We start from the raw sequence: 19917 nt of genomic DNA, 5'->3' as shown, positions 1-19917 counted from the left end.
GCTCGTGACAGCGGCGTGACTTTCATTCGGCTTTCACGCACGCGTCACGACGGGCACCGAGACTCCAGCGCGTTCCTGGCGCACCCGCGCCTCGTTCGTCCCCGAGCGCCGCGGCCTTGCAGCGGCGGCCTCGTGTCCCTTCCGCGTTCCTGTTCCCGTCTTCATGAAATCCCTGTCTTCCCTTCCCGGCCTGCCGCTGTCGCGCCTCGCCTTCTCGCTCGTGCTCGGCACGGCCCTGCTCGCCGGCTGCGGCGGCGGCTCCGACAGCGCCGTGGTGTTCGGCGGCCTGCCCGCCGCGCCCGCCCCGGCACCCGCGCCCCCGGCCCCGCCGCCCGCACCGGCCGCCGAAGCCGGCCGCTGGACCGTCGGCGACCTGCACGTCCACACCTGGCAGTCCGACGACACGCAGCAGATCTCCACGCTCGACCAGGTGCTGGCCAAGGCCTTCGACCGCTTCGGCCTCGACTGGGTCGCGATCTCGGACCACCTGCGTCTCTCGTCCTACGACAACGACGGCCGCACCCTGCCCGCGCAGATCCCGTTCTCCGAAGGCATGGCCAAGTACCAGGTGCCGCGCATCAAGGCGCTGCAGGCCAGCGGCAAGTACGCCGACAAGACCATCTTCGCCTCGGCCGAATGGGACATGCCCGCGCACGACCATGGCAACGTCGGCATCCTGACCGACAGCCCGATGTCGGATGCCGCGCTCAAGGCCGTGAGCCAGTTCGAGTACCTGTTCACCAACCGCGACGCCGCGCTGTTCCCGGCCGCCGACGTGGCCGCCTGGGGACCGAAGGCCGGCACCGCCTACAACACCCACGCCGAGACGATGCAGGCCGTGGCCTGGCTCAAGAAGAACTATCCGACCACCAGCTATTTGCAGATCAACCATCCCTCGCGCAACCCCGGCAAGTACACGATCGCGCAGCTGCGCGAGATGAACGACCTCGCGCCCGACATCGTGTTCTCGCTCGAGGGCATGGTCGGCAACCAGATGGAGCCCGACCGCGGCGGCTACAACAGCGCCTACATCGACGCCAACCTGCCCTCGCGCACCTACGGCGGCGTCGACCACCTCGTGGCCAAGCTCGGCGGCACCTGGGACGCGCTGCTGTCGGAAGGCCGCCGGATCTGGAACGTGGCCGATTCCGACTACCACTTCACCACCTCGCGCGGCCTCTACAGCAGCGGCTACGCGCCCGGCGAGTACGCCAAGAACCACCTGTTCGGCGACATCAAGGACCCGAAGTCGCTGCTCGCGGCGATGCGCGCGGGCCGGCTGTTCGCGGTCAACGGCGACCTGATCGACGCGCTCGACTTCCAGGTCAGGAGCAGCAAGGGCGCCGGCCGCATGGGCACCGAGCTCGCGGCCGCCGCGGGCGAGGAGCTGCAGATCACCGTGCGCTTCAAAAGCCCCGAGCGCAACAACTTCGAGTACCAGCTCGGCAGCGGCCTCTATGCCAACGTGAAGCTCGTGGTCGACCACATCGACCTGATCGCGGGCGACGTGACCGGCCGCGAGCAGCCCGGCACGCCCGGCTACGACCGCGCGACCAGCCCGTCGACGCGCGTCGTCAAGCGCTTCACGCGCGCCGACTGGAAGCTCGACGCCGAGGGCTACTACGCCGCCAGCTTCACCGTGAAGGCCGGCGCCAACCAGTACTTCCGGCTGCGCGGCACCAACCTGGGCACCGACGTGCCCGGCGAGACCGCCAACGGCGAGCCGCTGCCCGACGCGCGCACCGAGGGCAACGACAACGTGGCGCGCTTCAACGCGATCAACGCGCGCAACTACGCCGACCTCTGGTTCTATTCGAACCCGGTGTTCGTGAAGGTGGCGGCGAAGTAGGCCCGGCCGGTCTTCCCCCGCCCTTTCCGCGCGAGAGCGCCGTGGCCCCTGGGCCCGGCGCTCTTTTTCTTGCAGCGGCGGCTCGCGCCCGCCCACCCGCGTCTCAGGGAATCTACGGATATATGAATATCTGGATGATCTTGATTGTGCTCAGTTTTTGTATACAAATAACGAACTCAAAAACGGGCGCACAAATTGCGTCGCAAGCAGGTCCTCCAACGCAACCCAAATCGAAGAGACGAGGTAAAGACCATGAGCACAGCCGTCAGCCAGACGCCCGCCGGGGCCAGCGCAGCCAGCGCCCCGGCGCATGCCGAATCGAATGCCCTCATCAAGCCCGGCTACGACCCGCGCCTGACCAACGAGGACCTCGCGCCGCTCAAGAAGCAGACCTGGGGGCAGTACAACATCTTCGCGTTCTGGATGTCCGACGTGCACAGCGTGGGCGGCTACATCACGGCCGGCAGCCTGTTCGCGCTCGGCCTGTCGAGCTGGCAGGTGCTGGTGTCGCTGCTGGTGGGCATCGTGATCGTGCAGATCTTCTGCAACCTGGTCGCCAAGCCCAGCCAGGTGACCGGCACGCCCTACCCCGTGATGTGCCGCGCCTCCTTCGGCGTGCTCGGCGCCAACATCCCGGCCATCATCCGCGGCCTGATCGCGGTGGCCTGGTATGGCGTGCAGACCTACCTCGCCTCGGCCGCCTTCATGGTGCTGGCGCTGCACATGTTCCCCAACCTCGCGCCCTACGCCGACCTGGCGCAGCACGGCTTCGTCGGCCTGTCGACGCTGGGCTGGGTCGCCTTCATGGTGATGTGGGTGCTGCAGGCCTTCGTGTTCTGGCACGGCATGGACGCGATCCGCAAGTTCATCGACTGGGCCGGTCCGGCGGTCTACGTGGTGATGGCCATCCTGTGCGGCTGGCTGGTGTGGAAGGCCGGCTGGAAGAACATCGACCTGAACCTCGGCGGCATCAAGTTCCAGGGCTGGGACGCGCTGCCGGTGATGCTGTCGGCGATCGCGCTGGTGGTCAGCTACTTCAGCGGCCCGATGCTCAACTTCGGCGACTTCTCGCGCTACGGCAAGAGCTTCGACGCGGTGAAGAAGGGCAACTTCTGGGGCCTGCCGATCAACTTCGTGTTCTTCTCGCTGCTGACCGTGATCACCACCGCCGCCACGCTGCCGGTGTTCGGCGAACTGATCACCGACCCGGTGCACACCGTGGGCAAGATCGACAGCACCACCGCCGTCGTGCTGGGCGCGCTGACCTTCATGATCGCCACCATCGGCATCAACATCGTCGCCAACTTCGTCTCGCCGGCCTTCGACTTCTCGAACGTCGCGCCGCAGCACATCAGCTGGCGCACCGGCGGCATGATCGCCGCCGTGGGCTCGGTGTTCCTCACGCCGTGGAACCTCTACAACAGTCCCGAGGTCATCCACTACACGCTCGACGTGCTGGGTTCGTTCATCGGCCCGCTGTTCGGCATCCTGATCGCCGACTACTACCTGGTGTGCAAGCAGCAGATCGACGTGGATGCGCTCTACAGCATGAGCACGCAGGGCAAGTACTGGTACAGCGGCGGCTACAACCCGAAGGCGATCCAGGCGCTGATCCCCTCGGCGCTGGTGCCGATCCTGTGCGTGATGGTGCCGACCCTGCGCGGCGCGGCCAACTACGCCTGGTTCATCGGCATGGCGCTGGGCTTCGTGATCTACGCGCTGCTGAACCGCAACACCAAGACCTGAACACACCGCAAGAGAAAGGGAGCGCACCGTGCGCATCAAGATCATCAACCCCAACACCACCTGGAGCATGACCGAGAAGATCGGCGCCTGCGCCCGCGCGGTGGCGCACGCCGGCACCGAGATCGTGGCCGTGAGCCCGGCCATGGGCCCGGTGTCCATCGAGAGCCACTACGACGAGGCGCTGGCCGTGCCCGGCCTGCTGCAGGAGATCGCGGCCGGCGAGCGCGACGGCATCGACGGCTACGTGATCGCCTGCTTCGGCGACCCGGGCCTGAAGGCCGCGCGCGAGCTCGCGCGCGGGCCGGTGGTGGGCATCGCCGAGGCCGCGATGCACCTGGCCAGCATGGTCGGCAGCCGCTTCAGCGTGGTCACCACCTTGGGGCGCACCATCGGCCAGGCCTGGCACCTGGCGGAGATCTACGGCATGGAGCGCTTCTGCGCCAACGTGCGTGCCTGCGAGCTGCCGGTGCTCGAGCTCGAGGAGCCGGGCTCGCGCGCGCGCGAACGCATCGTCGAGGAATGCCGGCGCGCGCTCGAGGAGGACGGCTCCGACTGCATCGTGCTCGGCTGCGCCGGCATGACCGACCTGTGCGAGCACATCGGCGAGCTGCTCGGCGTGCCGGTGATCGACGGCGTGGCCGCGGGCACGCAGCTGATCGAATCGCTGGTGCGGCTCAAGCTGCGCACCAGCAAGCGCGGCGAGCTCGCGCGGCCGCTGCCCAAGACCATGGTCGGCGCGCTCGAAGGCTTCACCCTCGCGAGGCCATAGCGGCATGTGCGCCCGGCACCGGCTTTCGCCAAGCGACAATCCACGGATGCCCCGCGCACGTTCCACCCCCGCTCCTTCCCCCGCCGCGCCGGTTGCGTCCGGCGACGGCCCGGCCGCCGCCAGCGAGAAGGCGGACAAGGCCAGCTCCATCGAGAGCATCGCCCAGGACATCGCCACCGCCATCGTCGAGAAGCGCCTGCCGCCCGGCACCTGGCTGCGCGAGGAGGCGCTGGGCCGCGTCTATTCGGTGAGCCGCACCAAGGTGCGCGCGGCGCTGCTGATGCTGTCGAAGGACAAGCTGATCGAGATCATTCCCGACAAGGGCGCCTTCGTCTGCCAGCCCACGGTGGAGGAAGCGCGCGAGGTGTTCGCGGTGCGCCGCATCCTCGAGCGCGAGGTGGTGCGGCTGTTCATCGCCAACGCGCGGCCGCGCGACTACCAGGCGCTCGACCAGCACATCCGCTTCGAGCGCAACGCGCTGCGCCAGACCACCACCATGGGCACGGTGCGCGAGAAGCTGCTGGGCGACTTCCACGTCGCGCTGGCCGAGGCCACCGGCAACCACACGCTGGCCGAGCTGGTGCGCGAACTGGTCGCGCGCAGCTCGCTGATCGCGATGCTCTACCACTCGTCGAACGATCCGCATTGCTCGTCCGACGAACATGCCGACTTCCTGCGCATCTGCCGCACCGGCGACGTCGAAGCCGCCGTGGACTGCATGATCGAACACCTCGACCGCATCGAGGCCAGCCTCGAGCTCGGCACCGGCAAGCCCGACCGCCAGCTCGACCTGGTGAAGGCGCTGCTGGCCTGAGGAACGCGCGCATGGCGGCCAGCGACATCGGTCTCGCTCTCAAGCGCCTGCGGCTGCTGCGCGGCTTCAAGCAGAGCCATTTCGCGCAGCTCATGGGCGTGCACCAGGCCACCGTGTCGCGCTGGGAGCGCGGCGACCTGCCGCTGTCGAAGGCGCAGCAGGCGGCCGCGCACCGGCTGCTGGCCGCCGCGCGCGATCCGCGCCAGGACGCGGCGCTCAAGCGGCTGGTGGAGTCATCCTCGCGCAAGGTGCACCTGATCTGCGACCGCACGCACCGGCTGCTCGCGGCCGAGGCCACGCTCGCGGACCGCGGCTGGCACGAAGGCGAGCTGGCCACGCTCGAGATCGCGACCGCCGGCACGCTCGACCCCGTGATCCCGATCCTGCCGGGCCGCGTGCTGTGGGAGCGCATCGCGCTGGCCGACGGCAGCGCGGGACGGCTGGTCACTACCATCGCCTGAGGGCGGACCGCTCCACGCATAACTTATGCGTGGACGGCGCGCGCGGCCTCGCGCTAGCCTCGCGGTTTCGAGAATCCCATCGCAGGAAGGAAACCGTTCCCATGACCACCCTGGTCACCGGCAGCGCCGGCCATCTCGGCGAAGCACTGATGCGCCATCTGCGCGCGCACCCCGACACCGGGGGCGAAGCCCGCGGCATCGACCTGCTCGCCTCGCCCTTCACCGACCGCACCGGCTCCATCGCCGACCGCGGCTTCGTGCGCGAGTGCATGCGCGGCGTGCGCACGGTGCTGCACACCGCCACCCTGCACAAGCCGCACGTGGCCACGCATGCGAAGCAGGAGTTCGTCGAGACCAACATCGCGGGCACGCTCGCGCTGCTCGAGGAGGCGGTGGCGGCCGGCGTGCGGGCCTTCGTGTTCACGAGCACCACCAGCAGCTTCGGCTCGGCGCTTACGCCGGCCGCGGGCGAGCCCGCCGCCTGGATCACGGAAGAGGTGACGCCGATCCCGAAGAACATCTACGGCGCGACCAAGACCGCGGCCGAGGACCTGTGCCAGCTGTTCCATCGCGAGCACGGCCTCCACGCGATCGTGCTGCGCACCTCGCGCTTCTTCCCCGAGGACGACGACGATCCGCGCGCGCGCGAACGCCATTCGCTCGAGAACGCGCAGGCCAACGAGCTGCTGCACCGCCGCGCCGACATCGCGGACATCGTCGAGGCGCACCTGTGCGCGGCACGGCGCGCACCGGCGCTGGGCTTCGGCCGCTACATCGTCTCGGCCACCACGCCTTTCGCGCGCGACGAGCTCGCGCTGCTGCGCAGCGATGCGCCGGCCGTGCTGCGCCGGCACTTCCCCGACTGCGAGTCGCTCTACGAACGGCGCGGCTGGACCCTGCCCGCGCAGCTCGACCGCGTGTACGTGAACGAACGCGCGCGGCGCGACCTGGGCTGGGTGCCGAAGCACGACTTCGCGCAGGTGCTGCAAAGCCTGCGCGAGGGCCGCGATTTCCGCAGCGAACTGGCGCACGCCGTGGGCAGCAAGGGCTACCACGCGCAGCGCTTCGAGGACGGCCCCTACCCCGTGGCCTGAACCCGCCGCGGCACGGCATCCGGCCCACCCGGGCCCTCCGGGTTTTCCTCAGTCCGGATTGCCGCATAAATTGTATACAGTTTCGCGTACACCCGGTGCGGTGGACGCGCCCGACGACTGCGCGCCGCACCTCTCCCTGTCTTTCTCTCATTGCCGCAGCAGGAGATTCACGATGACGGCCGACTCCCTTTCCTCAGTCCATCCGGTGGACCAGCGCCTGCCCACCGGCAAGCTCACCGCCCTGGGCCTGCAGCACGTGCTGGTCATGTACGCGGGCGCGGTCGCGGTCCCGCTGATCGTGGGCCGCGCGCTCAAGCTCTCGCCCGACGAGGTCGCGCTGCTGATCTCGGCCGACCTGTTCTGCTGCGGCATCGCCACGCTGATCCAGGCGCTCGGCGCCACGCAATGGTTCGGCATCAAGCTGCCCGTGATGATGGGCGTGACCTTCGCCTCGGTGGCGCCCATGGTCGCGATCGCCAACGCCAACCCGGGCCAGAACGGCGCGCAGCTGCTGTTCGGCGCCATCATCGGCGCGGGCATCGTCTCGATACTGATCGCGCCCTTCGTGAGCCGCATGCTGCGCTTCTTCCCGCCGGTGGTCACCGGCACCATCATCGCGGTGATCGGCATCAGCCTGATGCGCGTGGGCATCAACTGGATCTTCGGCAATCCCGTGGGCCCGACGGCGCCCGCGCTGGTCGATCCGGTCTACGCCAAGTGGCTGGCCGAAGTCACCTCGCCCGGCAGCTCCATCCCCGCGGTGCCCAAGGGCTTCGCGATCATGCCCACCGTGCCCAACCCCAAGTACGCCGACCTCTCGGGCCTGGGCGTGGCCGCGCTGGTGCTGGTGTCGATCCTGCTGATCGTGAAGTACGCCAAGGGCTTCGTCGCCAACATCTCGGTGCTGCTGGGCATCGTCATCGGCGCGGTCGTGGCCTCGCTCACCGGCCTCATGACCTACGAGAAGGTCGGCAAGGCCGCGTGGTTCGACATCGTGCTGCCCTTCCACTTCGGCATGCCGCAGTTCGACCCGATCCTGATCCTCACGATGACGCTGATCATGGTGGTGGTGATGATCGAATCGACCGGCATGTTCCTCGCGCTCGGCGAGATGACCGAGCGCAAGATCTCGCAGCAGGACCTCGCCAAGGGCCTGCGCACCGACGGCCTGGGCACGCTGATCGGCGGCATCTTCAACACCTTCCCCTACACCAGCTTCTCGCAGAACGTGGGCCTGGTCGCCGTCACCGGCATCAAGAGCCGCTATGTCTGCGTGGCCGGCGGCGTGATCCTGATCGTGCTGGGCCTGCTGCCGAAGATGGCGGCGCTGGTGGAGTCGCTGCCCACCGTGGTGCTCGGCGGCGCGGGCCTCGTGATGTTCGGCATGGTGGCCGCCACCGGCATCCGCATCCTCTCGGGCGTGGACTTCAAGCACAACCGCCACAACGCGATGATCGTCGCGGTCTCGATCGGCGTCGGGATGATTCCGCTGATCGCGCCCAACTTCAAGCAATGGATGCCGCATGCGATCCACTCGCTGATCGAGTCGGGCATCCTGCTGGCGTCGATCGCGGCGGTGCTGCTGAACCTGTTCCTCAACGGCGCGAAGCACGACGAGCAGGCGGTGATCGCGGCGGCCAAGCATGCGGATGCGCACTGAGCCGCTGCACGCCACAACGAACGAAGGGGCCGACGGCCCCTTTTTTTATGCAGCGCGCACGGCCTCTGCTAGACCGCGTGCGCCGGCACGCCGCGCTGCGAGGCATGCCAGCCGAGCAGCCGCTCCTCGGCCAGCTCGATCCCCTTGAACAGCACCACGCCGAGCACGCACAGCAGCGCGAGCGCGACGAACACGGTGGAGGTGTCGAAGCTGCCCTGCGCCACCAGGATCACGTGGCCCAGACCCGATTCGCCGGCCACGAACTCGCCGACGATGGTGCCGACCAGCGCGAAGGACACGCCGACCTTCATGCCCGCGAACAGGCTGGGCAGCGCATTGGGAAAGCGGATCTTCCAGAGGATGCGCCCGCGCGTGGCCTTGTTGACCCGCGCCATGTCGAGCATGTCGGGATCGGTGGAACGCAGCCCCAGCACGCAGTCGATCAGGATCGGGAAGATCGCGATCAGCATCGCGATCGCCACCTTGGGCAGCGCGCCGGTGCCCATCCAGATCACGAACAGCGGCGCGAGCGCGACCTTGGGCACGGCATTGAGCGCCACCAGCAGCGAGTAGAGCGTGCGGTCGAGGAAGCGCGAGTAGACGATACCGATGGCCGCGGCCACGCCGAGCACCACGGCCAGCACGAAGCCGTACAGCGTGGTGAGCAAGGTGTCGAGCGTCTCGCGCAGCAGGTAGCCGGGCTGCGCGAGGAACTGCCCGATGATCTTCGACGGCGCGGGCAGCAGGAAGTCGCGGATGCCGAGCAGGCGCACGCACGCCTCCCAGGCCACGAGCAGCACGGCGAGCGTGAGCAGGGCCTGGCGGCTGCGCTCGGTGTGGTTCCAGAGTGTCTTCATGGTCAGTAGGCGCCCAGTTCGCGGAAGGTTTCCTTGATGCGCGACACGTAGGCCGCGAACTCGCGCGTCTCGCGCACGTCGAGGCCGCGCGGCCGCTCGAGCTCGATCGGCAGGATGTCGGCGATGCGGCCCGGGCCGCGCGCCATCATCACCACGCGCCCGCCGAGGTAGACGGCCTCGGTGATCGAATGGGTGATGAAGATCACCGTCTTGCCGGTCGCCATCCAGGTGCGCTGCAGCTCCGCGTTGAGCGCATCGCGCGTGAAGGGATCGAGCGCGCCGAAGGGCTCGTCCATCAGCAGCAGCTGCGGATCGAGCAGCAGCGCGCGGCAGATCGACACGCGCTGGCGCATGCCGCCCGAGAGCTCGCGCGGATAGCGGTCCATGAAGTCGGCCAGGCCGAACAGCGCCAGCAGCTCGCGCGCGCGCGGCGCATGCCGCGCACGCTCGAGGCCGTGGAACTCGGCGGCCGCCAGCACGTTGTCGAGGATGCTGCGCCACTCCAGCAGCAGGTCGCGCTGGAACACCACGCCCATGTTGTCGGGCGGCTCGGTGATCGGCACGCCGTCGAGCGCGAGCCGGCCGCTGGTGATCGGCTCGAGCCCGGCGATGCAGCGCATCAGCGTGCTCTTGCCGCAGCCGCTCGGGCCCACGATCGAGACGAACTCGCCGCGCGCGACGCCGAGGCGCACGTCCTGCAGCGCGGTGATCGGCTTGCGGCCGGACTGGTAGACCTTGTGGAGGCCGTCGATCGACAGGAAATCGGCCACGTGGTGGGCTCCGCGCGCGGGCGCTTCAGACGGAAAGGAGCGCATTGGTGTAGTAGTCGGAGGGTTTGCGGCCCGGCTTGATCTGGCCGGTCTGTTCCATCGAGCGGATCGCCGCGGCCCAGTCCGCGTCGGACTGCTGGCCGATCGGCAGGTTCTTGTCGCCCGGGCTCTGGAAGAACGGGCGATAGGCCACGAGCTGCCCCTTGAGCACCTCGGGGTCGAGCCGCGCATTGGGCCGCTGCGCCACGATGGCAGCCACCGCCTCGTCGATGTGGTTGTCGTGGATGTATTGCCAGGCGCGCAGCTGCACGCGCGTGAACTTCGCGATCGCGGCCTGCTTCGACTCGATCGCCTTCGGCGTCGTGGCCAGGCCGTAGCTCGGGAAGCTGATGCCGCTGTCGGCCAGCAGCAGCGCGCTGGCCTTGCGGGTCTTCAGCACCATCGGCTGGCCGAACGGGGCCTGCGACATGAAGCCGTCGCTGTTGCCCGAGGCATAGGTCGAGATCATCGCGCTGGGCGTGACCATCACCAGCTCGATGCTGCTCTTGGTCATGCCGTTGGCCTTGAGGAAGGGCTCGATGAACGGCGCCCACGGGCTGGTCGTGAAGCACACGATCTTCTTGCCCACGAGCTCCTTCGGCGACTTCACGCCCTGCGCCGCGTCGGTCATGACGGCGAGGTCGCCGGTGCGCGCGAAGCCGGCGATCGAGACCAGCTCGAGCCCGTTCTCCTTCGCCACCGCCATGGTGCCGAGCGCCACCTGGCCGACGTCGACCTGCCCCGCCGCGAGCAGCTGCAGCGTCGAGATGGTGCCGGTGCCGTCCTGCACCTCGACCTCCAGGCCCTCGTCCTTGAACCAGCCCTTCTGCTGGGCCAGATGCACCGCGCCGTGCATGCCCCAGGGCGAGAAGTCCATGCGCACGCGCAGCTTGGTGGCCCCCTGCGCCTGCGCCGTTCGCAGGCCGAGGGACAGCGCCGGGAGCGCGGCCATCGCCGCGAGGCCTTGGGTCAACGTACGTCTTTTCATCGCTTACCTCTGCTTCTTCGTCATGGGGTGGTGGGGGAATCGCGGGCGTGGCGCGGTGCTTCAGTCCGCAGTGCCGGCGCGCAGTGCCTGGGTTTGCGCGGCGTCGAGGCGGCCGCTGGCCGGATCGACCACCGCGCGGTAGTGCCGGCGCACGAAGTCGGCCGAGAGCTTGTGGTCCCAGACGTCGCGCTCGATCTCTTGCGCGGGGCGCAGCAGCGGATCGCCGAAGCCACCGCCACCGGGTTGCGTGTGCGTCACCACGCTGCCTCTTGCAATGCGCATGCCAACCTTGCTCGCGAGCTCGGTGGTTTCACCGCCGTGCTGCAGCCGGTTCGAGGCCGACTTCGCGGGCAGGCCGCCCTGCAGGCCGTAGGGCTGGAACTTCATGCGGTCGGCGCGCAGCTGCAGCAGCACGTCGTCGGCCAGCACGCGGTAGCTGCGCCGGATGCCGAGGCCGCCGCGGTAGCGGCCGGCACCGCAGGAGTCGGGCTCGAGCTCGTAGGCCTCGACGCGCACCGGATGCTGCGCCTCCAGCGTTTCCACCGGCGTGTTCGAGAGGTTCTGCGAGGCATTGGTGATCGCCTCGATGCCGTCGGAACCGGGGCGGCCGCCCCAGGCGCCGCAGATCATGTCGACGATGATGTAGCTGCTGCCGTCGTCCTTCTTGCCCGAGAGGCAGACCACGGTGTTGCCGCCCTCGCCCGCGGCGGGAATGCGGTCGGGCACCACCTGGGCCAGCGCGCCGAGCATCGCGTCGAACACGCGGTAGCCGGTGAGCGCGCGCGCCGCGACCGCGGCCGGCTCGATCGGGTTGAGCACGGTGCCTTCGGGCACGTGCACCTCGATGCAGCGGAACACGCCGGCGTTGTTCGGCACGTCGCCCTTCAATGCGCAGCGCACGCTGAGGTAGGTGCAGGACTTGGTGTACGACAGCGTCGAGTTGATGGCCGCGCGCACCTGCGGCGAGGAGCCGGTGTAGTCGACGCTGACGCGGTCCTCGTGCACCGTGAGCGCGACGCGGATCGGGATCGGCTCGGGCGAGAGCCCGTCGTCGTCGATGAAGTCCTCGAAGTGGAAGGTGCCCTTGGGCCAGCGGCGGATCTCCTCGCGCGTGAGCCGCTCGGCGTAGTCGAGCAGTTCGGCGAAGTAGCGCCGCGCGTCGTCGCGGCCATAGCGGTCGAACAGCGCCGTGAGCTCGCGCACGCCCACCTGCGAGGCCGCGTACTGCGCGCGCAGGTCGCCGAGCACGCGGTCGGGCACGCGCACGTTCTGCGCGATAACGCGTTCCATGATGTCGTTGACCACGCCGCGTTCGTAGAGCTTGACCACCGGGATGCGCAAGCCTTCCTGGTAGACCTCGGTCGAGTCGCTGGCGTTCGAGCCGGGCACGCGGCCGCCGACGTCGGTGTGGTGGCAGATGACGACGCAGAAGCCCTCGAGTTCCTCGCGGTAGAAGAAGGGCACGAACATGAAGATGTCCGGCAGGTGCATGCCGCCCTGGTAGGGGTCGTTGACGATCACCGCGTCGCCCGGCGCGAGCGCGTCGCCGTAGCGCTTGCGCACCTCGGCCATGGCCTCGGGGATGGCGCCCAGGTGCAGCGCGATGGTCTTGGCCTGCGCGATCATCTGGCCGTGGCGGTCGCAGATCGCGGCCGAGTAGTCCATCACGTCCTTGACGATCTCCGAGCGCGCGGTGCGCAGCACGGTGTAGGCCACTTCGTCGACGATGGAATCCATCGCGTTCTTGACCACCGCGAAGGTGATCGGGTCGATGGCGCGGTTCATGCCGGGATCTCCTGGAGGTCGATGACGATGTTGCCGATGGCATCGGCGCGCGCGCTGCAGTGCGGCGGCACGACGATGGTGGTGTCGTAGGACTCGACGATCAGCGGCCCCCGCACCGGCGCGGCACCGAGGCTGGCGCGCGGGACCACGGGTGTCGAGGCCGGCGCCTCGCCGGGCGCGAAGCTCACGAGGCGTTCGCCCTGCGTGCCCTGCAGCGCGGTGGCGTCGACGCGGCATTTGGCGAAGTCGAGCCGGAAGTCGCTGCGGCCATGGGCGCTGACGCGCAGGTTGACCAGCTCGAGCGGCTCGTCGCTGCTGTAGCCGAAGGTCTGCTGGTAGAGCGCATGGAAGTCGCGCGCCAGTTGCTCGAGCACGGCCGTGTCGAGCGTGCCCGCGGGCAGCGCCACGGTGAGTTCAGAACTCTGGCCGAGGTAGCGCAGGTCGGCGAAGCGCTCCACGCGCACCGCGTCGGCCGCGTAGCCTTCGGAGGCCAGCACCGTGAAGCCCTGGTCGGCGAGCACCGCGGTGGCGCGTGCGAGCGCGGCCGGTTCGCAATCGGCCAGCGGGCGCAGCACCGCCTTCACGAAGTTGTGCTCGGCGTCGGCCGAGAGCATGCCGGCCGAACAGAAGACGCCGGCCATGATCGGCGCGATCACGCGGCGGATGCCGAGCAGCCGCGCCACCGCCACCGCATGCAGCGGACCGCCGCCACCGAAGGCGATCATCGACATGTCGCGCGGATCGCGGCCGCGCTCCACCGTCACCGCGCGGATCGCGCGCGCCATGTTCACGTTGGCGACCTGGCGGATGCCGTGCGCCGCGGCGAGGCGGTCGAGCTTCAGCGGCCCGGCCACGTGGGCATCGATCGCCCGCGCCGACAGCTCGGGCGAGACCGGCAGGCTGCCGCCCGCGAGCGCTTGGGGATTGAGGTAGCCGAGCACCATGTTGGCGTCGGTCACGGTCGGGCGCTCGTTGCCGTTGCCGTAGCATGCCGGCCCGGGCGAAGCACCGGCCGATTCGGGCCCGACGCACAGCAGGCCGCCGCCGTCGATCCAGGCGATCGAGCCGCCGCCCGCGCCCACCTCGGCGATGTCGATCGCGGGCACCTTGAGCACGTAGCCGCCACCCTTGACGAAGCGGCTCGGCGCGCTGATGCCGTCGCGGAACTCGTACTCGTTGGTCAGCGAGGGCTGGCCGCCGACGATGACCGAGGCCTTGGCGGTGGTGCCGCCCATGTCGAAGACGATCAGGTCGTCGTCGCCGCCCATCGCGCCGATGCGCGCGGCGCCGGCCACGCCGCCCGCCGGGCCCGAGGCCACGGCGAACACCGGCTTCTCGGTCGCGGAGGCGATGCCCATCATGCCGCCGTTGGAGGCCATCACCTGCAGCGAGGCATCGACGCCCATGTCGCGCAGGTCCTTCTTCAGGCGCGCGAGGTAGGTCTTCATCGCGGGCAGGATGTAGGCGTTGACCACCGTCGTGCTGGTGCGCTCGTACTCCTTGATCTCGGGCAGCACCTCGCACGACACGCTCAGCAGCAACTCGGGAAAGCGCGCCTGCAGCGCGGCCTTGGCCTGGAGCTCGTGTGCCGGGTTGATGTAGCTGTTGAGGAAGCACAGCGCGACCGCGTTCACGCCGTCGGCCACCAGCTCGCCGGCCTGCTCGAGCAGGTGCTCGACGTCGAGCGGCACGACCACCTCGCCGCGCGAGCCCATGCGCTCGCGCACGCCGCGGCGCCAGCGGCGCGTGGCCAGCGGCTGCGGCTTCTGCCAGCCGAGATCGAACATGGTGGGCGTGCGGATGCGGCCGATCTCCAGCACGTCGCGAAAGCCCTCGGTGGTGAGCACGCCGGTGTTCGCGCCGACCTTCTGCAGGATCGTGTTCGACGCGGTGGTGGTGCCGTGCACGATCTCGGCGATGTCGCCCGGCGCGATGCCGGCCTGGTCGATCAATGCGCGCAGGCCGTTGACGATGGCCTTGCCGAGGTCCTCCGGCGTGGTGGACGTCTTGTTCACGAAGAGCCGGCCGTCGGGCATCGCGAGCACGATATCGGTGAAGGTTCCTCCGATATCGCATCCGACGCGCACGCCTTTGCTTCGCTGTGGTGCAGAACCCATTGTGATGCTCCGTTCTAGCGGGGTTGGACGATAATGGGACCGGCCTTAACTAACTAACTGGCTAGTACCATTGAGGGCGAAATATAGGAGCCGTGACCGCACGATGTCAACCTTTGTTTTGCATCTTTTTCGCGCCCGCGCCGGAAGTAGACTCGCGGCCTCGGTGGTGCCTCGCCGACATCAGGACCCATGACACACGACACAAAGACGCCCAAGCCGCGGCAGCGCAATGCCGTGGCAACGCGAGACCGGATCTTGAAGATCGCGAGCAAGGAGTTCGCCGCGCACGGCTACGACGGCGCGCGCATCGACGCGATCGTGGCCCGCTGCAAGATCAGCAAGAACCTCGTCTATCACTACTTCGACAGCAAGGAGGCGCTGTTCATCGAGGTGATGGAGCGCGCCTACGGCGCGATGCGCGAGCGCCAGAACGAGCTCGCGCTCACGGGCGAGGACCCGGTGCGCGACATGCGCGAGCTGGTCGAGAAGACGGTGCAGCACTTCATCGACCAGCCCGAGTTCCACCAGCTGCTGTCGACCGAGAACCTGCACAAGGCGGTGCACATCCGCAAGTCGAAGGTGATCTCGGAGATGTTCAACCCGCTGCGCACGGCGCTGTCGACCATCCTCGAGTCGGGCAAGCAGAAAGGCGTGTTCCGCCGCGATGCCGACTGGGTCGACCTCTATGTCTCGATCTCGGGCCTGGGCTCGTACTTCATCACCAACCGCTACACGCTCTCGTACGTGCTCGACGTCGACCTCGGCGCCTCGGACCGCCAGCAGTCGCGGCTCAGGCACGCCTCGGACATGGTGATCAGCTACCTCTGCGACCGCAGCGGCGACGCGGCCTAGCCGCCTCCGATCAGATCATTGCGAGCGCCGTCTTGCGCTTCGGCGGCGGATGCAGCCGGTCGAGCTTCGCGAGCACGCCGGCGTCGAGCGTCAACGAGGCCGCCGCGAAGTTCTGCTTCAGATGCGCGCTGCCCACCGCCTTCGGAATCGCCGCCACGCCCGGCCGCGCGATGACCGCGGCCAGCGCGAGCTGGGCCGCGCTCACGCCCAGGTCCGCGGCGAGTTCGCCGAGCCCCTCGTCGTCGGCCAGCGCGCCCTGATCGATCGGGCTGTAGGCCATCAGCGGCATGCCGCGCTCGCGCTGCCAGGGCAGCAGGCTGAACTCGGGACCGCGCTCGCCGAGCGACAGGTAGACCTGGTTCGCCGCGCACGCGGGACCGCCCTGCCCCAGCGGCGCCAGTTCCTCCATGTCGTCGGTGTCGAAGTTGCTCACGCCCCAGCGCGCGATGCGCCCGCGCGCCACCAGCGCCTGCAGGGCGTCGACGGTCTCGGCCAGCGGATGGCTGCCGCGCCAGTGCAGCAGGTAGAGGTCGATGGCATCGAGGCCCAGGCGCTTCAGGCTGCGCTCGCAGGCCTCGGGCGTGCCGCGCCGGCTCGCGTTGTGCGGATAGACCTTGCTGACGATGAAGAGCTCGTCGCGCCGCACCTCGCTGGCACGCAGCGCCTCGGCCACGGCCTGGCCCACCACGGTCTCGGCGCCGCCCTCGCCGTACATCTCGGCGGTGTCGATCAGCCGGTAGCCGAGCGCGATGGCCTCGCGCACCGCGGCCACCTCGGCCTGGCGGCGGCCCGCGGCCTCGCCCATGCGCCAGGTGCCCAGCCCGAGCACGGGCATCTCGTTGCCGTTGCCGGCGCCTTGGGGAAAGGAGAGTGTTCGCATCGGGCCATGCTAGCGCCGGCCGAATGCCACACGCGGATTACTTGAATTCCTCGGCCGCGATGCCGAGCTTGCGCAGCTTGTCGAACAGGGTCTGGCGCGCGATGCCCAGCGCGCCCGCGGTGGCCGGCTGGTCGCCCTGGTGCTGGCGCAGCGCCTCGACGATGACGGCGCGCTCGAAGGCCTCCACCTGCTGCGGCAGGGCCTGCGGCAGCACCTCCTCGTCGCTCGCGCGCAGCAAGGTGAGCCGCTCGCCGAGCAGGCCCAGCACGAAGCGGTCGGCCACGTTGCGCAGCTCGCGCACGTTGCCGGGCCAGGCATAGGCCATCAGGTCGGCGAGCTGCGCATGGCTGGGCACCGGCGCGGGCCGGTCGTACTTCTTCGCGGCCTGCAGCGTGAAGTGCTCGAACAAGAGCGGGATGTCCTCGCGCCGCTCGCGCAGCGGCGGCAGCTCGATGAACGCCACGCCGATGCGGTAGTAGAGGTCGGCGCGGAACTTCTGCCGATCGCTCAGCGCCTTCAGGTCCTCCTTGCTCGCGGCCACCACGCGGCAGTCGAAGGGGATCGGCTTGTTCGAGCCGATGCGCTCGATGCTGCGCTCCTGCAGCGCGCGCAGCAGCTTGATCTGCACCGCCATCGGCATGCTCTCGATCTCGTCGAGGAACAGGGTGCCGCCGCTCGCGTACTCGAACTTGCCCACGCGCGTGCGGTTGGCGCTGGTGAAGGCGCCGGCCTCGTGGCCGAACAGCTCGCTCTCGGCCAGCGCCTCGGGCAGGCCGCCGCAGTTCAGCGGCACGAAGTGCTCGCGCCGCCGCTCGCTGTGGTCGTGCAGGCAGCGCGCCACCATCTCCTTGCCGGTGCCGGTCTCGCCGTAGATCAGCACGTCGGCCGAGGTGCCGGCCAGGGTCATCACGTTGCGCCGCACCCGCTGCATCTGGGCCGAGCGACCGATCAGCACCGACTGGATGCCGTTCCAGTTGTCGAGCGCCTCGCGCAGGCTGCGCACCTGCAGCGCCAGCTGCCGTCGCTCGATCGCATGCCGCACGATGGCCACCAGCCGCTCGGTGGTGAAGGGCTTCTCGATGAAGTCGTAGGCGCCGTCGCGCATCGCCGCCACCGCCATCGCGATGTGGCCATGGCCCGTGACCAGGATCACCGGCAGCTCGGGATCGATGCCGCGCACCTCCACCAGCCACTCGGTGCCGCTCATGCGCGGCAGCCGCACGTCGCACACCACCACCGCGGGCACGCCGAAGGCGATGTGCGGCCGCACCCGCTCCACGCTCGCGAAGGCCTCGACCTCGAAGCCCGCCAGGCCCAGCATCTGCGCGGTGCTCAGGCGCACGTCGTCGTCGTCTTCGACGAGCAGCACGCGGATGGCGGAGGCTTCGTTGGCGGGCGGTGGTGTCATGGGTGGGCGTGGGGGCTGGCGGCCGGCAGGTCGACGACGAAGTATGCCCCGCCGCCCTCCCGGTTGTCCGCCCGCAGGCCGCCGTTCATGGCGCGCACGAGTTGCGCGCACAGCACGAGGCCGAGCCCCAGCCCCGAACCCGCGGGCTTGGTGGTGACGAAGGGCTCGAACAGCTTCGGCACCACGTCGTCGCGGATGCCGGAGCCGGTGTCGCTCACCGTCAGCACCGCGCGGCCGTCCTCGCTGAGCCGCCCCTGCAAACGCAGCACGCGCTGCGGCATGTGCTCCATGGCCTCGATCGCGTTGCGCATCAGGTTCACCAGCACGCTGCCGAGCGCGGCCTCGTCGGCCATCACGGCGAGCTGCGGCGGCTCGATGTCGACCTCGACCTGCACGCCGTGCTTCTGCTCGGCGCCGGCGACGATCACGCGCGCATCGTCGATCGCGGCGGCCAGCGCCACGGGCGAGGGCCCGAGCTGGTTCTTGTGCGAGAAGGTCTTGAGCTGCGCGGTCAGCCGCGCCAGGCGGTCGACCATGTCGCGGATGCGCTTGAGGTTGCCGCGCACCTCGTCGTGGCGTTCGTGGTCGAGCAGGATGGCCGCGCTCTCCGACAGCGTGCGCATCGCGGTCAGCGGCTGGTTGAGCTCGTGCGCGAGGCCGGCCGACATCTGGCCCAGCGCGGCCATCTTGCCGGCCTGCACCAGCTCGTCCTGCGCGGCGCGCAGCTGCGCGGTGCGCGCCGCCACCATCGACTCGAGGCCGTCGTGCGCGGCCTGCAGCGCGGCCTGGTTGGCGAGCTTCTGGCGCTCGGCGCGGCGGCGCTGCCACAGGGTCACGCCCAAGAGCAGCAGCGCGACCATGCCGAGCCCGGCGGTCACCGCGGCATTGCGCGCGGCCACGCGCAGCGGCGCCATGTCGTCGAGCGTGAGCAATTGCCACGGCGCGTTGCGCAGGGTGCGGCTGGCGACGAGCCGGTCGGCGCCCTCCACGCGGATCAGCTGCACGCCCGGCGCCAGCGCCTCCAGCCGCTGCCAGCGCAGCGGCGCGAGCGCGGCCTCGCCATAGGGCCGCGAGCGCAGCACCTCGGCGCGCTGCAGCGCGTCGAGGGGCAGCAGCGGCCGGAACTTGAGGTCGTCGCGCGTGGCGAGGATCACCACGCCGCGCTGGTCGACCACCACCACGTCGCCCGGCAGCTTGCGCCACGCGGCCTCGTTGTCCTCGAGGTTGATCTTCACCGTGACCACGCCGGGCACGGCCGGCTCGCGGCGCAGCGCGTACGAGAGGTAGTAGCCGGGCCGGCGGCTCGTGATGCCCACGCCGTAGAAGCGGCCGCGCCCCTGGGCCAGCGCATCGATCATGTAGGGCCGGAACTCGTAGTGCTGGCCCAGCGTGGTGCCGGGCCGGTCCCAGTCGGAGGCCGCGAGCGAGGTACCGCCGGCATCGAGCACGTAGAGCATCTCGGCGCGCGCGGTGGCGTTCACGCCCGCGAGGTAGCGGTTGGCGGCGTCGCGCAGCGAGGCGTCGGCCGGCGCGTTCAGCAGCGCGGGGACCACCGGCGTCATCTCGAGCAGCGCGGGCAGGTAGTCGAAGCGCGTGAGCTCGGCGTCGAGCCCGGTGGCGACCATGTCGAGCCGGTGCTCTGCCGCCTCGCGCAAGCGCGCCAGGCCGGCCTGCGTGGAAAGGTGGTGGCCGACCAGGGCGGACAGCGCCACCAGCACGAGCGCGGCGCACCAGCGCACCACCGCGCGCCGGGTGCGGGGACGGAAGGTCACGGTGGAAGTCTCCATGGAAGGGCGCGCCGCTCCGGTTCGGTTCTGGGGGCGCAGGT

General features: G+C 69.6%; 16 protein-coding genes. 8 read left to right on the top strand and 8 right to left on the bottom strand.

Annotated features, from left to right (window positions below; translation table 11 throughout):
- The first annotated feature begins 163 nt into the window (after positions 1 to 163).
- From AC07RM_RS27215 to AC07RM_RS27185, 7 genes are all read left to right on the top strand, one after another.
- A complete protein-coding gene (locus tag AC07RM_RS27215; RefSeq protein WP_495336546.1) occupies positions 164 to 1849 on the top strand; it encodes a CehA/McbA family metallohydrolase domain-containing protein in 1686 nt (561 codons plus the stop codon).
- 252 nt (positions 1850 to 2101) lie between these two features.
- Positions 2102 to 3595, top strand: a complete 1494-nt coding sequence (locus tag AC07RM_RS27210; protein ID WP_495336545.1) for an NCS1 family nucleobase:cation symporter-1 — start codon at positions 2102 to 2104, stop codon at positions 3593 to 3595.
- Positions 3596 to 3623: 28 nt separating this feature from the next.
- Positions 3624 to 4364, top strand: a complete 741-nt coding sequence (locus AC07RM_RS27205; RefSeq protein WP_057591522.1) for an aspartate/glutamate racemase family protein — start codon at positions 3624 to 3626, stop codon at positions 4362 to 4364.
- A 46-nt stretch (positions 4365 to 4410) separates the two neighbouring features.
- Positions 4411 to 5178 carry a GntR family transcriptional regulator gene (locus AC07RM_RS27200; RefSeq protein ID WP_495336544.1) on the top strand — a complete coding sequence of 256 codons (768 nt, stop codon included), beginning with the start codon at positions 4411 to 4413 and terminating at the stop codon, positions 5176 to 5178.
- A gap of 11 nt (positions 5179 to 5189) precedes the next feature.
- Complete coding sequence (locus AC07RM_RS27195; RefSeq protein WP_495336543.1) at positions 5190 to 5639, top strand: helix-turn-helix domain-containing protein; 450 nt, start codon at positions 5190 to 5192, stop codon at positions 5637 to 5639.
- 101 nt (positions 5640 to 5740) lie between these two features.
- Positions 5741 to 6733 (top strand): NAD-dependent epimerase/dehydratase family protein, encoded by a 993-nt coding sequence (locus AC07RM_RS27190; protein WP_495336542.1) that lies wholly within the window; start codon positions 5741 to 5743, stop codon positions 6731 to 6733.
- 172 nt (positions 6734 to 6905) lie between these two features.
- Positions 6906 to 8393 (top strand): nucleobase:cation symporter-2 family protein, encoded by a 1488-nt coding sequence (locus AC07RM_RS27185; RefSeq protein ID WP_093340522.1) that lies wholly within the window; start codon positions 6906 to 6908, stop codon positions 8391 to 8393.
- A 68-nt stretch (positions 8394 to 8461) separates the two neighbouring features.
- On the opposite strand, the gene AC07RM_RS27180 is transcribed toward AC07RM_RS27185, so the two are convergent.
- The 5 genes from AC07RM_RS27180 to AC07RM_RS27160 are packed head-to-tail and all read right to left on the bottom strand — an operon-like array spanning position 8462 to position 14949.
- A complete protein-coding gene (locus AC07RM_RS27180; protein ID WP_057591526.1) occupies positions 8462 to 9250 on the bottom strand; it encodes an ABC transporter permease in 789 nt (262 codons plus the stop codon).
- A 2-nt stretch (positions 9251 to 9252) separates the two neighbouring features.
- Positions 9253 to 10020 (bottom strand): ABC transporter ATP-binding protein, encoded by a 768-nt coding sequence (locus AC07RM_RS27175; protein WP_261210784.1) that lies wholly within the window; start codon positions 10018 to 10020, stop codon positions 9253 to 9255.
- A 25-nt stretch (positions 10021 to 10045) separates the two neighbouring features.
- Positions 10046 to 11047, bottom strand: coding sequence for an ABC transporter substrate-binding protein (locus AC07RM_RS27170; protein WP_495336541.1), 1002 nt, complete (start codon positions 11045 to 11047; stop codon positions 10046 to 10048).
- 60 nt (positions 11048 to 11107) lie between these two features.
- Positions 11108 to 12832 (bottom strand): hydantoinase B/oxoprolinase family protein, encoded by a 1725-nt coding sequence (locus AC07RM_RS27165; RefSeq protein ID WP_495336540.1) that lies wholly within the window; start codon positions 12830 to 12832, stop codon positions 11108 to 11110.
- Positions 12829 to 14949 carry a hydantoinase/oxoprolinase family protein gene (locus AC07RM_RS27160; RefSeq protein WP_495336539.1) on the bottom strand — a complete coding sequence of 707 codons (2121 nt, stop codon included), beginning with the start codon at positions 14947 to 14949 and terminating at the stop codon, positions 12829 to 12831. The genes AC07RM_RS27165 and AC07RM_RS27160 overlap by 4 nt, the downstream gene beginning before the upstream one ends.
- A gap of 189 nt (positions 14950 to 15138) precedes the next feature.
- Here AC07RM_RS27160 and AC07RM_RS27155 point away from each other — a divergent pair, with 189 nt between their 5' ends.
- Complete coding sequence (locus AC07RM_RS27155) at positions 15139 to 15801, top strand: TetR/AcrR family transcriptional regulator (RefSeq protein WP_093340533.1); 663 nt, start codon at positions 15139 to 15141, stop codon at positions 15799 to 15801.
- Positions 15802 to 15811: 10 nt separating this feature from the next.
- Here AC07RM_RS27155 and AC07RM_RS27150 read toward each other — a convergent pair whose 3' ends face one another.
- From AC07RM_RS27150 to AC07RM_RS27140, 3 genes are read right to left on the bottom strand one after another with little or no spacing between them, the layout of a single operon-like run.
- Positions 15812 to 16681 carry an aldo/keto reductase gene (locus AC07RM_RS27150; protein ID WP_495336538.1) on the bottom strand — a complete coding sequence of 290 codons (870 nt, stop codon included), beginning with the start codon at positions 16679 to 16681 and terminating at the stop codon, positions 15812 to 15814.
- 37 nt (positions 16682 to 16718) lie between these two features.
- Positions 16719 to 18089, bottom strand: a complete 1371-nt coding sequence (locus AC07RM_RS27145) for a sigma-54-dependent transcriptional regulator (protein ID WP_209544087.1) — start codon at positions 18087 to 18089, stop codon at positions 16719 to 16721.
- A complete protein-coding gene (locus AC07RM_RS27140; RefSeq protein ID WP_495336537.1) occupies positions 18086 to 19861 on the bottom strand; it encodes a sensor histidine kinase in 1776 nt (591 codons plus the stop codon). Before AC07RM_RS27140 ends, AC07RM_RS27145 begins: the two co-directional genes overlap by 4 nt.
- Positions 19862 to 19917 lie beyond the last annotated feature (56 nt).

The sequence above is a fragment of the Variovorax sp. GW821-FHT09B05 genome (genome assembly GCF_059418265.1).
Note: the sequence above shows the minus strand (reverse complement) of the source record. Positions and strands in the feature narration are given on the sequence as shown.